This is a genomic window from Nocardia cerradoensis NBRC 101014, assembly GCF_000308535.1.
Classification (GTDB): Bacteria; Actinomycetota; Actinomycetes; order Mycobacteriales; family Mycobacteriaceae; genus Nocardia; species Nocardia cerradoensis.
The window spans coordinates 21,658-34,685 of sequence record NZ_BAFW01000377.1 but is presented as its reverse complement, the minus strand read 5'-3'; the positions used below and the strand labels follow the sequence as shown (position 1 = coordinate 34,685).

General features: G+C 65.5%; 12 protein-coding genes and 1 pseudogene. 5 read left to right on the top strand and 8 right to left on the bottom strand.

Translation table 11 applies throughout. From position 1 onward, the window contains the following. Positions 1 to 88: 88 nt before the first annotated feature. Positions 89 to 169 (top strand): annotated as a pseudogene (locus ON23_RS40035) (histidinol-phosphatase); the annotation flags it as partial. Positions 170 to 1,066: 897 nt separating this feature from the next. On the opposite strand, the gene ON23_RS32665 reads toward ON23_RS40035, so the two are convergent. Continuing rightward, complete coding sequence (locus ON23_RS32665) at positions 1,067 to 1,669, bottom strand: TetR/AcrR family transcriptional regulator (RefSeq protein WP_039783211.1); 603 nt, start codon at positions 1,667 to 1,669, stop codon at positions 1,067 to 1,069. A gap of 121 nt (positions 1,670 to 1,790) precedes the next feature. Here ON23_RS32665 and ON23_RS32660 point away from each other — a divergent pair, with 121 nt between their 5' ends. Further along, positions 1,791 to 2,903, top strand: a complete 1,113-nt coding sequence (locus ON23_RS32660) for an Rv3169 family protein (protein WP_039783182.1) — start codon at positions 1,791 to 1,793, stop codon at positions 2,901 to 2,903. Continuing rightward, positions 2,903 to 3,928 carry a phosphotransferase family protein gene (locus tag ON23_RS32655; protein WP_039783180.1) on the top strand — a complete coding sequence of 342 codons (1,026 nt, stop codon included), beginning with the start codon at positions 2,903 to 2,905 and terminating at the stop codon, positions 3,926 to 3,928. Before ON23_RS32660 ends, ON23_RS32655 begins: the two co-directional genes overlap by 1 nt. Positions 3,929 to 3,962: 34 nt before the next feature. Here ON23_RS32655 and ON23_RS32650 read toward each other — a convergent pair whose 3' ends face one another. Together ON23_RS32650 and ON23_RS32645 are read right to left on the bottom strand one after the other, a co-directional pair. Then, positions 3,963 to 4,184, bottom strand: a complete 222-nt coding sequence (locus tag ON23_RS32650; protein WP_039783178.1) for a cold-shock protein — start codon at positions 4,182 to 4,184, stop codon at positions 3,963 to 3,965. Positions 4,185 to 4,317: 133 nt separating this feature from the next. Further along, the gene (locus tag ON23_RS32645) at positions 4,318 to 5,127 is read right to left on the bottom strand and encodes an SDR family NAD(P)-dependent oxidoreductase (protein ID WP_051043670.1); all 810 of its coding nucleotides are present in this window, start codon (positions 5,125 to 5,127) and stop codon (positions 4,318 to 4,320) included. A 150-nt stretch (positions 5,128 to 5,277) separates the two neighbouring features. Here ON23_RS32645 and ON23_RS32640 point away from each other — a divergent pair, with 150 nt between their 5' ends. Further along, positions 5,278 to 5,973: an MBL fold metallo-hydrolase gene (locus tag ON23_RS32640; RefSeq protein ID WP_051043669.1), complete on the top strand. Its 696-nt coding sequence runs from the start codon at positions 5,278 to 5,280 to the stop codon at positions 5,971 to 5,973. A gap of 172 nt (positions 5,974 to 6,145) precedes the next feature. Here the strand turns inward: ON23_RS32640 and ON23_RS38280 are convergent, their stop codons facing one another. Next, complete coding sequence (locus tag ON23_RS38280) at positions 6,146 to 6,619, bottom strand: DUF4232 domain-containing protein (RefSeq protein WP_051043668.1); 474 nt, start codon at positions 6,617 to 6,619, stop codon at positions 6,146 to 6,148. Between the two features lie 752 nt (positions 6,620 to 7,371). Between ON23_RS38280 and ON23_RS32625 the strand changes: the two genes are divergently transcribed. After that, positions 7,372 to 8,952 carry an adenylate/guanylate cyclase domain-containing protein gene (locus tag ON23_RS32625; protein ID WP_039783174.1) on the top strand — a complete coding sequence of 527 codons (1,581 nt, stop codon included), beginning with the start codon at positions 7,372 to 7,374 and terminating at the stop codon, positions 8,950 to 8,952. Positions 8,953 to 9,058: 106 nt separating this feature from the next. On the opposite strand, the gene ON23_RS32620 is transcribed toward ON23_RS32625, so the two are convergent. The 4 genes from ON23_RS32620 to ON23_RS32605 form a co-directional block, all read right to left on the bottom strand. Further along, positions 9,059 to 10,279 carry a cytochrome P450 family protein gene (locus ON23_RS32620; RefSeq protein WP_039783203.1) on the bottom strand — a complete coding sequence of 407 codons (1,221 nt, stop codon included), beginning with the start codon at positions 10,277 to 10,279 and terminating at the stop codon, positions 9,059 to 9,061. 121 nt (positions 10,280 to 10,400) lie between these two features. Then, positions 10,401 to 10,640, bottom strand: coding sequence for a hypothetical protein (locus ON23_RS32615; protein ID WP_157170357.1), 240 nt, complete (start codon positions 10,638 to 10,640; stop codon positions 10,401 to 10,403). Between the two features lie 522 nt (positions 10,641 to 11,162). Then, positions 11,163 to 11,642, bottom strand: a complete 480-nt coding sequence (locus ON23_RS36360; protein WP_210743228.1) for a YihY/virulence factor BrkB family protein — start codon at positions 11,640 to 11,642, stop codon at positions 11,163 to 11,165. A 426-nt stretch (positions 11,643 to 12,068) separates the two neighbouring features. Then, positions 12,069 to 12,500 (bottom strand): low affinity iron permease family protein, encoded by a 432-nt coding sequence (locus ON23_RS32605; RefSeq protein ID WP_223273866.1) that lies wholly within the window; start codon positions 12,498 to 12,500, stop codon positions 12,069 to 12,071. Positions 12,501 to 13,028 lie beyond the last annotated feature (528 nt).

The following is a 13,028-nucleotide window of genomic DNA, read 5'->3' as shown; positions in this document are numbered from 1 at the left end:
CGTGAAAGATTCTGTTCACCAACATGTTCGAGGATCGCAATACATGTCTATCGCCTTCACCGAGCGCCTCGCAGGGGCCGGGATCCGGCCCTCGGTCGGGTCGGTCGTATGCGCGCCCGCTCTGCAACGCCGCTGGTGGGCCACACGCACGGCCGGAGCTTGGACCAGCCACTGTCTGGCTGGTCGACTCGGGCCGCGTCAAGCGGTGGCGGTGACACAAACCCGGACCCTCGCCGCCTCGACCGCTGCGATCCGGCCTGTCGCCGAATGGGTTCCAGCGCCGAGTCTTCGTGCGGCGACCGCCCTGGTCGCCGAGTGCGCCGCTGGCGGACCTTTGTCTAATTGGCCTGTGACATGCCAAGGCACCATGCTGGTCGCCGCAGGGCAGGTCGATGCCGTCGTGCACCTGACGGGCGGTCCCTGAGATTTCGCCGCTGCGGTCCCGATTGTCGAGGAAGCCAGCGCAAGGTTCAGCGACCTACAAGGGTCAGATCGGTTTTCCAAAAGTTTGCTGTCCAAAAAAATCAATCGGCGCGTCGAGGCGCGACACGCCGGTACTCCACCCAGGCGTACGACCAACACAGACCTTGCAGTTCGCCACACTGTCCTGAACTATGGATATCGCCCGAGCGGTCTTGCATTCAACCGACACCGTATTGAAGCTGCACCATCGCGCCCGCCGAGTACTTACCCCGTAGGGGTATTGGCGGCGTCCCGTCATTCTCCCGTTGCTCATTGGGATGCGATGAGAACCTACAGGTCAGGATGGGATGGCCTTCCCCGGCATTTCTGGCCGATTGGATCTAAAACCGCCTCTCACCAGGGGTTTCTTCGAAACTCGCCGAGCATGAAACTGATTATCGGGCGTAGTCTGTAGATCGCCTGGTGAGAGGCGGTTTCCGGGGTCAGGATGAGGCAAAGGCTCCCGTCTTCGTCCCGTCCGGCGTCGAAATCCGCCTCGAATTTTTCGGGTATCCCGGGGTTCCTACCCTCCGGGCCGAAGATGTTCGTCAATGGCCGCTTGTCGGCAGTCTGACCCCCTCCGTTCGTCCGGACGGACGTGAACTCAAGGCCTGGGTGCGGTAACCATGGAAGTCAACGCGTCGGCGATCTGGTGACAGAAGCTTTCGGCGTCGTCGTCGCCTCGGGTGAGCGCTCGCACCACCGTGGCGCCGCGCAGGAACTCGAACAGCGCGTCGACATCGGCATGGGGCGAAGCGGTGCCGGATTCGATTGCCGCGTCGATGGTTTCGCGCAGGGCGCGGCGAGCGGGTTGCTCCCCGCGATCCAGCAGACGGCGGTAACTCTCGTGATCGTCGTGGTAGGCCGACAACAGTCCAGGGATAGCCGAGCGCGCCGCGGGATGACTCGCCGCGGTGTAGAACAATCGCGTCCAGGCCAGCAGATCCGCTCGTAGATCCCCTGTGGCAGCCGGTGTCACGCCGGTGTCGAGAGAGAAGATCGCATCCTCGACCAAAGGCACCTTGCTGGGCCAACGGCGATAGATCGAGGTGGCGACCACGCCTGCCCGCCGCGCCACCGCCTGGATCGTCGTGGCTTGATAACCCTGTTCGACCAGCAATTCCTGACATGCCCGCAGTACCTGTTCGTCCACCTGCGGGTCACGAGGGCGTCCCCGGCCCGCGCGCGGCGCGATCTGCTCGGTCACCGATCCTCCATCCACCTGCTCGTCTTCAGAATAGCCAGACCAATTTTCATAAATACGCTACATGGCGTATTTGAAATCGCTAGCTTGGAACGCGTTCTACCGACCGACAAGAGGACCGTCGATGCTGACACCCCAGGACGAACTGCTCTGTCATCAACTGCCCACCACCTTCGACCACGTGCTGCAGAGCGATCTGCGCTGGACCGAACGCGTCGTGCTCTACGGCTTCGACACCACCGGCACCGTCAGCGTGATGACCGGAATGGCGCGCTACCCCAACCGCAACGTGATCGACGCGTACGCGATGGTGACCGTCGGCGACAAGGCGCACGTGGTGCGCCTGTCCCGCGAACTGAACACCGGCGGCGGCGATCTGGGCGCGTGGGAGGTCGGCCCGTTCCGCTACGAGGTCACCGAAGCCTTGCGCGGTGTGCGAGCGACGCTGGGCGACAACGACTTCGGCGTCCGCCTGGAGTTGAACTTCCGAGGCGACTTCCCCGCCTACGAGCAGGAGCCGGCGTTCTTCCGCACCCGCGGGCGGGTGCGTGAAGACGCGCGCCGCTACTACCAGAACGGCACGATCTCCGGATGGATCGAAACCGGCGGCGTCCGCTACGAGATCGACCCCGACACCTGGTGGTTCGGCCGCGACCACTCCTGGGGCACCCGCCACGGCGGTGGCGGTGGCAGCCTCTCCGAAGGTGAGGGCCTGCAGCCCCCGGAAATCCCCGACGGCGTCCTCTACTACATGGGCATCTTCCAGTTCGACGACGAACTGGTCCACTTCGCCAAACGTGAGACGGCCGATGGACAACGATGGCAGTTCGAGGGCACCGTCATCCCGCCGCTGGGCACCGGCGCGGCCCCGGCACCGATTCTGGACGCCGACCACGACCTGAGGTTCCGCGAGGACTTCCGCATCGTCTCCGGCGGCAGCTTCACCACCCGGGCCGCAGACGGCAGCGAACGCGAATTCACGATCACCCCGATCTCGAGTTTCTGGCCCGGACTCGCCGGCTACGACCACTACCGCGGCTACGCATCCGGGATCTGGAAAGGCCCTTCCTGGGCCGATGGGTTCACCGTCGATCTCACCGACACCGACGAGATACGGCAGGTCGGCATGCTGACCGAAACCTTCTGCCGCGTCGAAACCGACGGCAAGGTCGGATACGGACTGGTCGAAATGGTGTTCATGGGCCGCAATGCCCGCTACGGCTACCCGGGGTACTGATGACGCGCGTGCCGACAGAACAGCTGCCCTCGATGCTGGAACCCATACTCCAGCAGAGGATTCCGAACGCTCAACGCGGGCGGGTCCGCAATTGGTCGGCCAGCCCGCGTGGTCTGGCCACCGAGACCTGCCTGTTCGACTTCGACTGCCCCGGCACCACCCATTCGTTGGTTTTCCGGCGGCCGCCCGAAGTGGCACTGTTCCCCGACTACGACCTGCTCCGTCAGGTGCTCGTCATGCAACGGCTCGCAGGCAGCGGCATTCCGATTCCGACGGTGCGCTGGCTCGACCGAGACGGCGGCGCCCTCGGGGGTCCCTATATGGTCATGGATCGCATTCCCGGTGAGGCGCCGAGCGATTATCCGTCCTACCACACCGCCGGCAACTACTTCGATGCCGACCGCGACGGGCGGCAGCGGATGTGGTGGGGGTGTGTGGACACCATCGCCGATGTCCACCGCCTCGATCCGCAGACCCTGAAACTGGACTTCCTGGCCTTCCCTGAACACGGGGACGAGCCCGTGGAACAGATCGTCGGCTACATCGACGCAGCACTGCGCTGGGCTTGCGCCGAGCCGCCCCCAGCACTGCGCCGCGGCGTGGAGTGGCTGCGCGCCAACACCTACGAACCCGTACACGTCACGTTGTGCTGGGGCGACGCCCGGATGTCGAACATCCTCTACGACACGAACTTACGCGTCACCGGAGTGCTCGACTGGGAGGTCGCCTACCTCGGCGACCACGAGGCCGACCTGGCCTGGATGCTGTTTCTGGACTGGGCCTGCAGCGAATACGAAGGCCACGAACCACTGCCCGGAACACCTTCTCGTGAACAGACGATCGAGTATTACGAACACCGCAGCGGAATGCCGGTGGAAAACTTGCGTTTCAACGAGATCCTGGCCGCCAGCTTGCTGAGTATCCCGTTGCTGCGTATGACCGACCGACTGCAACTCCCGCCCGAACTCGATCTGACCGCCTTCTGCGCGGCCCGTATCGACCAACTACTGGAGACGGCACCGTGACTCCTGCCGCTCCCGGTCGTCCCGTTGACGGCGGTCAGGAGGCGACGATGGCGTCGGACAGAATCCGCACGTGCCGGGCATGTGGGCCCTTGATATCGACGATTACCTCGAACTCCACGCGATCCCCTTCGGCGAGCACACTGTCGTGTGCAGCGACATCGCCGGATCCGATATAGAGATCAGGTCCGCCATCGTCGGCGGCGACAAGCCCGAAACCTTCGACGTCTGCGAACCATTTCACCGTGCCCCGAGCCATCGGAGCCTCCCTTCACATCACACATCTCGACGACCTCGCGATCGGGCGACTGCTCGCGCGCCACAGAGCGAGGCCGCCGATCGATGTCGCAGGAGTTCGCGTGGCGCGGCGGCGCGGATTGGCCATGACGTGCTCAGTGCGCGGTCCATCCACCGTCGACCGGCAGTACAGCACCGGTGAGGTAGGAGGCGGCCGGACTGGCGAGCAGGACTGCCGCACCGACGAGTTCCTCCGGGTCAGCCCACCTGCGCATCGGAACTTGGTGGTCGAGAAATTCTCGGACGTAGGGATCGTCGTCGATGTTGTCGTTCAACGCTGTGCGGAAAGGGCCGGGCGCCAAGGCATTGACGCAGATTCCGGTACCCGCCAGTTCAGCGGCGAGGCTACGGGTGAGCTGAACCACCGCACCCTTGCTCGCCGCGTAGCCCGCACGGCCTGCGGCTCCGACCAGTCCCAGCGCGCTGGCGAGAGTGACGATACGACCGTATCCAGCTTGCCGCATCGTCGGCACCACCGCCTGGCAGGCCAGAAATGTGCCGACGACATTCACATCGAGACAGTCGCGCAATGTACCGGCGTCGAGCGTGTCGAGGCCGCCGCGGGCCTGGATACCCGCGCTGGTGACAAGCACATCCAGGCGCCCGTGACTGTCGAGTATGGTCCGAACGACGGCGTGAACGGAATCCTCGTCGGTCACGTCACAAGACACACCCTCGGCGATTGTGCCAGTGCGAGTGGATATCTCGGCTGCGGCCCGTTCGCTTGCCTCCCGTCGCCGCCCCGCGACAACGACCGCTGCCCCGGCGACTGCCAGCCCCATCGCGATGGCACGCCCCAATCCGGACGAGCCGCCGGTAATCAGCGCCACCTGGCCCGTCAAGTCAGCCCCGGGCCCGACGGCCGGTTCGGCGACAGCCTGCGGTGGAGTGAGTTTCCGGATCATGGTCGCTTTCCTCGAATACGAATCCCGCCTCGTCGTTCTGTGAGCAGAACGCCGGAATGGAACAGTACTGCGGGCCCTCGAAATGCTCGGTATTTCTGCCCAGAGCAGAGCAAGGGGAAATCTCCGTCGGCTCTCGATAGGGTGCCGAGCATGGAGATCGTATCCGTACTGCCGCAGCTGACGGCGTTGCGGTTTTCCCAGGTCAACGACCTGAATGTGTACGTCTGGAGCGACCTCGAGGGGGTGACTCTGATCGACTGCGGTCTGCCGGGAACCGCCGGGGAGATCGAAAGAGGCCTGCGCACTTGCGGATTCACCCGCGACCAGGTGCAGCGGGTAATTCTCACCCATGCCCATGACGACCACATCGGTTCGGCGGCCGACCTCGCGGAGTGGGGAGCCGAAATCTGGGCGCACCATGCCGACGCCGACATCGTGCGAGGCGAACGTCCACAGCCGGCCCCGGTCCTGCGCGAGTGGGAACGCCCGATCGCCGACGCTCTCGAACCGGGCACACCCCCGCGCCCAGCCCCGGTACACCGCGAGCTACGCGGCGGCGACGTGCTCGATTTCGGCGGCGGCGCAGAGGTTCTGGCAGTTCCCGGCCATACCGACGGCAGTCTGGCGCTCCATCTGCCGCAGCACCGTGTGCTGTTCACCGGCGACACACTCGCCAATGTGCGTGGTGTCACCACGCCGGGTGTGTTCAACCTCGACAGCACCGCCGTCGACACAGCCGCCCGCCGGCTGACCGAACTCGACGTCGATATCGTCTGTGTCGGCCACGGTGACGTGCTTACCGGCACACCCCTACGCACATGGCGAGGCCACGGATCGGACCACTAAGGCACGCATGCAACGGCAGGTCGGCTGCTTACGAGCCTGTCGTCCTGTCCGGAGGCGACTTCGCGCCCTGATGCGGCGCGAGTCCCGAAGGCGCGCAGGACTATTCGTATGCCGACCCCGTACGCGAAACACGTACCCCGACATCGCCGGTGGCCTTCCTCCGTAGCTGCGCCTACAGCGGCGTGATCGCGCGGACGACGAGCATGCGCTGCGGGCTCGGGCAGATCAGGTTGTCCCAGGGCAGCCACAGCGACTCGGTGTTGTCGGGCGGGTAGACCCGCAGGGTGGTGGTGCGCAGAGCTGCGCAATCGTTGATCTGCTTGGGATAGGTGATGAACTCGAATTGGGCTGCCCCGCCAGGTGCGAGCGTGACCGGAGCGGGCTTGGGCGCCTGCGGACCCTCGTCCCGATCGGCGGGCTCGCCCACCGGGTCATCGCTGGGGCCGTCGGTTTGGGAGACCCCCGGAAATCCTTGCAGGACACAGGTTCGCGAGCTGGAGTTGACGAACCTCAGGAACCAGTCCCCTCCCACCGGGCCGCCGACCCCCTTGTCCAGGCGGAGTTGGGCGGTCACGCACTTCGGGAATGTGGTGTCCGCGGGAGTAGCCGGGTCGGCGGCATCGGCATCGGTTCCGGTCGCCGGCACGGCGGCAGTCTCAGGCACGCTACCGCCGGGCTCGATCGCATGTCCCGATGGGGTGGGTTGCCCGGTTTGCGCCGACGGCTGCGAAGTTTGAACCGCCGGAGTGGTTGTGGACTGCGCCCCGGGGGTGGAGGCCGGGTCGCAACCGCTGACCGTGATGGCAATGCTCGCCGCTAAGCCGGCGACAATCAGTGATTTGGTATGCATGAGTCCCCCCCGAGTCCGATACCGCAACCGTTCGCATGCATATCGATCCGTATCGGCCCCCGTTACGCCACGGCGCCGCCGAGAATCTGTAACCGGCTGCCGTCCAACACAGTTCGCCGCCGTCGACTCGCTGCTCCGGTCGGCGAGTCGACCGAACCGGCTGAGCAGACCGAGCACGATGCCGAACAGGTCTGTCCGCGCCATCGCTCGGCCAAGCGCCTCAGCTCTCGACGATGTCGGTCGTGATCGCGAGGGGGCGGGCGGACTCGATCTCGGCCCTGAGCATCCGGACGCGGGCTTGCGCCAGGTCGAGGCTGTCGGAGCCGAGGGTCTGGTGCAGCGGCGCGCGGTAATCGCCCGGGTGTAGCCGGATTCGCGCCGGTCCAGTACCGTCTCGGCGAGACGGGGAACCGACGTGGAAACCGAACACCACGACGGCCCGCCGCGCAGTCCAGCAGCGCCTGGGCCACAGGAACACGCTGTGCCGCAGAGGCTTTCGGGCCGCCCGGCCCTCGGTGCAACGTAGCTACGGAAAGGGCCGGCCGAGAATGGCGCGCAGCAACAACCCACTCGCGGCAGCGCCATGGGGATCGCGACTACTGGGACACGAGGACGAAGCGGCAGGAACTCGGCGGCTTCGGGTGCAATTGCTGTTGACGGTACCGATCGTGCTGGCCAACCTGGCCGGTGTCTTCGTGTCGATCACGTTGATCGGATTCGTACTCCCCGGGCCTTCCGTATTCGCCGCGAAGATCGTTCTGGTCGATGCCGTCGCCGCCCCGGTATACGCCGTGGTCGCAGTGTTGATCGGCGTGTGGTGGGGCACTGTGCGCGGTTTACGCGCGCTGGGCTGGGCCATCGACCCGGATGTGGTGCCCACCGAGCGGCAACAGGCGGCCGCCGCCGCGGTGCCGTGGCGACTGGTGCGGATCCAGGCGGTACTGTGGTTCGGCGGAGTGGTCCTGCTCACGCTGCTCGCCGGACTCGCCGAGCCCGGGCTGATCGGCAAGGTCGCGTTCGGCATCACGTTCAGCGCAGTCGTGGTGTGCGCGAGTACCTATCTGATCATCGAATTCGCCCTGCGACCGGTGACCTCACGGGTGCTCGCGGCGCGAAAGTCGCGCCCCCGCAGTGGAATCGGCGTGTTCGGGCGATCGCTGTTGATGTGGCTGGTCGGTTCGGGTCTGCCGGTGGCGGGACTGATGGTGCTCGCGGTGCTCGCGCTGTGCACCGACTATGTGAGCACGGCCCGGCTGGCGGTGTGCGTGCTATCGCTGGGCGGTGCGACCCTGCTGATCGGCTCGCTGCTGATGACGCAGACGCTGGCCGCCACCGTCGCCCCGATCAATGGTGTGCGCCGGGCGATGCGCGAGGTGGAGAACGGCGATCTCGATCTGGAACTCGCCGTCTACGACGGCACCGAACTGGGCGAACTGCAGAGCGGTTTCAACAATATGGTCGGCGGTTTGCGCGAACGCGAGGAGATCCGGGACCTGTTCGGCAGACATGTCGGGCGCGAGGTCGCCGACGCCGCACTGGCGGGGAAGGCGGTGCTCGGCGGCGTCGAAGTCGAGGCGGCCGCACTGTTCATCGATATCGTCGGATCCACCACCATGGCCGCGTCCCTGCCCGCGCCCGAGATGGTCGCGATTCTCAACCGCTTCTTCGGTGTGGTGGTGGACGAGGTGGAACGCCACGGGGGCTTGCTCAACAAGTTCGAAGGGGACGCCGCGCTGGCCGTATTCGGCACGCCTGCCCCGCTTCCCGACGCAGCGGGTGCCGCGTTGGCGTGCGGTCGCGCGATCCGCACCCGGCTCGATACCGACGCCGCGGATTTCGTCGCCGCGATCGGCATCGCCGAGGGCCGGGTCGTCGCGGGCAATGTCGGCGCTCGGCAGCGCTACGAATTCACGGTGATCGGCGACGCCGTCAACGAAGCCGCCCGGCTGTGTGAACTGGCAAAACAGGATTCCCTGCTCCTCACCTCGGATAAGACGGTTGTCGCGGCCGCCACCACCGAAGCCGAACATTGGCAGCTCGGCGAATCGGTGACCCTGCGAGGCCGGCTCACCCCGACGCGCCTGGCCCGCCCAGTCCAGCGATCAGCATCGGCACCCACAACCGAGTGAGACAACCCCGGTCGGCGAGTGCATCAGCCGCCGCAGAGTGCCCATCTCCGATAGCCCTCGGGCTCCGGAGAACGGGGCGTTGAAGAAGCGAGTCGCGGAGCTGGGATCAGAAGCGCACGGGCAACTTCTCCAGAGTGCTGGAGGTGATTCCGGGGCGCCAGGTGATTTCGTCCATACCGACGGCGAGCGCGATATCCGGCATGCGTCGCAGCACTGTGCTCAGGCCCACGGATGCTTCCAGGCGAGCCAGCGGGGCGCCCAGGCAGAAGTGCATGCCTTTGCCGAAGCCCAGGTGGCGCTGACTGTCCTCGCGCCGGATATCGAAGGTCGCCGCATCCGGGAAACGCGATTCGTCACGATTGGCCGACGTGACGCACAGATAGATGTGATCGCCCTTCTTCAGCTGCTGCCCTTGGTGTTCGAAGTCCTCGGCCACCCAGCGGTCGTTGGCGTTCATCAGCGGACCGCGGTAGCGGATGACCTCCTCGATCGCCTGTTTCAGCAGTGCGGGATCGCTCTTCACTGCCTCCGCCTGTTCCGGATGCTGGAAGAAGGTCAGCATCGCGCTGCTGAGCAACGCGGTCGTGGTCTCATTACCGGCCAGGATCAGCAGCTGGGCCATGCCTATGATTTCCTTGCGGGACAGGCGATCTCCCTCGAGCTCCACCTGCAGCAGACGACTCAATAGATCCGGTGCGGGCTGCTGTTGTTTGGCCTCGAGCAGTGCGTGCAGGTAGTGCAGGAACTCCTGCATCTCGTCCTTGATCTGCATCGCAGCCGCAGAATTGCCCATGGCGTCGACATACAGATTGGACCAGATCCGGAACTTCTCCTGATCCGCGGTGGGTACGCCGAGGATTTCCGAGATCACCTGCATGGGCAGTGGGAAGGCGATCTCCTGCACGAAGTCGATCTCTCCGTGTCCGGGCAGCCGGTCGATCAGGGCATCGGTGATCTGCTGAATGCGTGGCTGCCAGGTCTCGATGAATCGCGGCGTGAACGACGCGCTGACCAGTCGGCGCAGGCGCGCGTGGTGGACCGGGTCACTCTGGAAGATCACCGAATGCAGTAGCGCATCGGAGAATTCGCCGTGCGGAAACACCATGGCGAGAACCTCCGGTGGATACACATCGGCCGGGTTGTTGGTCAGTCGGGAGTCGCGAAAGAACGCCTCCACATCGTCGTAGCGGGTGACGAGCCAGCCGGATTCGCCACCGGGCAGCGCTATCTTCGCGATCGGTGAGTCCTTGCGCAGGTCGGCGAGGATTTCGAAGGGGGCGTGTTTGAACGCTGGTGATGTGATATCGAAGGACGCGGTTGTCGACATCGAGACTCCGTTCTCAACGGGCTGCACGCGGAGCGGCGCAATACCCGCCGATATTGAATACGATCCGTTTCACCAGGTTTGCGGCTCTGGCTCCCAAGCGTGGGAAGCGCTCTCGCCCAGGCTATTCGGGTCCCGCAGCTGGCCGGCCGACGGTCTCACAACAGGTGGCCGCCAGTTCGGCATGCAGATCCAGCAGATCCGGGATGTGTTCGGCGGGCCGGCGGCCGAATCCGCATTCGGTGGCGATACCGAAGCCGTCAACGATTTCCCGGGCGGCGGCGATGCGGCGCAGGGCCCCGTCGCGGCCGTCGGTGGCGTGCACCACCACCGAGATCGGGGTAGGCAGGCAGACCCAGCTCACCGAAATCGATCGATGCGGGATCCACGCCCGGTTTGGGCCGCACCCGCTCACTGGGACCGTATTCCGGGCTCGGCGGCGGCACCGTCTCCAGATCCGGATGCGCGCCCATGCGCGGCAACTGCCAGACCGTGAAGTTGTCCCGCTCGCCGGTCTCACCGTCGGGTATGCGGCTGAGCCACGGTCCCAGCCGCCGCGCGGCCGTATCGAATACGGGCTCCCATTCGGCAGCGGCACACTTCCACACAGATGAACATCGCCTCGGGTCACCGCGAACTCCTCGTAGCCCGGCCGCTGGGTCCGGGCGCGGAATTCGTGGACGTAGCGGCCGCTCGATCGATGCGACGAGAGTAGATCCAGCCGCCGTCCACGCGACGAATTCACGCGCGGCGCGTTGGCAACAGTTCTGCGGAACGGCAACGGCGCTGTCCGACAACGCGAAGCATTGCGCATCGGAGGCCCCACTCAGGTCTTGAAGCAGATGGCACGATCGACCACCGAAGGATGCGCCGCCACCGAAGACCGTCAGCCGGCGTGACGAACCAGACGCACATCGGCGACTGTGCCGACCTCAGACGGGTAAGATAGGCACGGAGGGCCGGATCGCGTCGGCACCGGATCCCACCACCGCAGCACAGGATTCGGGCACCTCGTTCCACGCCAGTCCTCGACGAAGCCGACTGCCCGCGCGACGGCACGAACCGAGCCGAGGCCGCTGCGGTCCTGCAGTTGCTCCACGGCCTGTACCAGGAGGTCGCGCGTCGAGCCCGGCGCGAGCCGCCGGAGGTTGTCCATCACCCTGGCGGTGGCCGATCCACCGGCGATTCCCAACAGCGACACCAACACCAGCAGAGCCGGAAACAGCGCCAGCACACCGTAATACGTCAACGCCGCAGCCCGGTCGGCGAGCTCGTCATTCTTGAACTCCCGCAGACTGTTTCGCAATACCGCGCGCCACGCCCGAGAGGGCAGTTCTGTGGGCGCATCCGGTGCCCGCTGCTCCACATCCGGGTCCGGCCCAGCCTGTTGTGGCGACGGTGCTGTACCACCGTGCCCGCCTCGACGATCCAGAAGATGCAACCTCGCCATGACGGCCGCATACCCGCGCCCGCACCGGTTACTCGCCAACCTCTGCGGACGACCTCCATCGGTGAGGTGAGGTCCGCATCAGCTGCACCTGAGTCGAGCATGACGGCAACCACATACGGTCCGAACGGTGGTTCCGCGCAACCGATCCGCGTGCACCAGCGGATCGCTGGCTCGCCACAGCGGGTCGTCCGGTGACCCCCACATATTCTCCACGGTGCGCGCGCCGCCCCAGTTCTCCGCCGTGATCCGTACGAACTCCAGGTTTGGCCTGTGCCTGCATCGTCGGCTGAACGAGGCTGCATGGCGCTGCCACGAAATTCCCCCGCATCGACCTGGCCGGGCCTATTCCGATGCGGAGACGTGGTGTTCGAGACCGACGGCGGCGGTGAGTTCGGCGCGGTGGCGGCACAGACGCGGATGCTCGTCGCCGAGTTCACCCATCAGATCCGCCAGCGCGTCGGCGACCGCGTTGAGCTTGTGCTGCACCGCGGCGTTCGCGCGGGCCTGAGTGTTCTGCAGCAGCGCGACCAAGATGAACGTGATGATCGTGGTCACCGTGTTGATCAGCAACTGCCAGCTGTCCAGGCTGGGTAGCACCACGAAGCTGGGCAACCATACCGCCACCAGCAGCACGCAGAACGCGAAAAACGTTGCCCGCGAGGCGACCCCGCACGCCGCGGTGGCGAACCGGTCGAACGCCGACAGGCCACCTTTCAGCTGCGAGGGTCTCTTCGCTGTCGGCGCCTGCACCCGCACTGCGCGCCCGTCGTCAATTGTCACCGTCGATCTCCTTCATCAGTGCGAGATGCACCCACCATCGATGAGCCATCGAGCGTCACACCGAAGACTCACCGACACGACCTCTTCACTGCCGCGCGCGGACGTCGCCGCGCCCGTAGTAGTGGGCCCGGCCGGCGCGCCGGTGCCGGGTCACCCCCGCATTCCCCACGACATCGATGACGCCGACGTCCCACAAGATCGGAAACCGAAATGGATCGGAGAATCAGACGAGCAATTCCGGAGTAATCACTTCCAACTGTCTCGATATTGCCGCAGACAACGGCCGCAAAGGGTATCTCGCGACGTTCGAATCACATTCCGACGCATACCCGTGATCGAAAACGGCAAACAACCTTCCCTGGCAGACGGCCGGAGCAAGCATCCCGGCGAGCCGCCCGAAAACGGCCTCACCAGCGTGTTCGCGGCCGAATCAGTTCCGCGAGCCCACACCGCGCAGTGACGTACGCCGTCGACCGAGAGGAATCTCCGGCCGCGACTGACAAATAACGTTTCGATAACCAC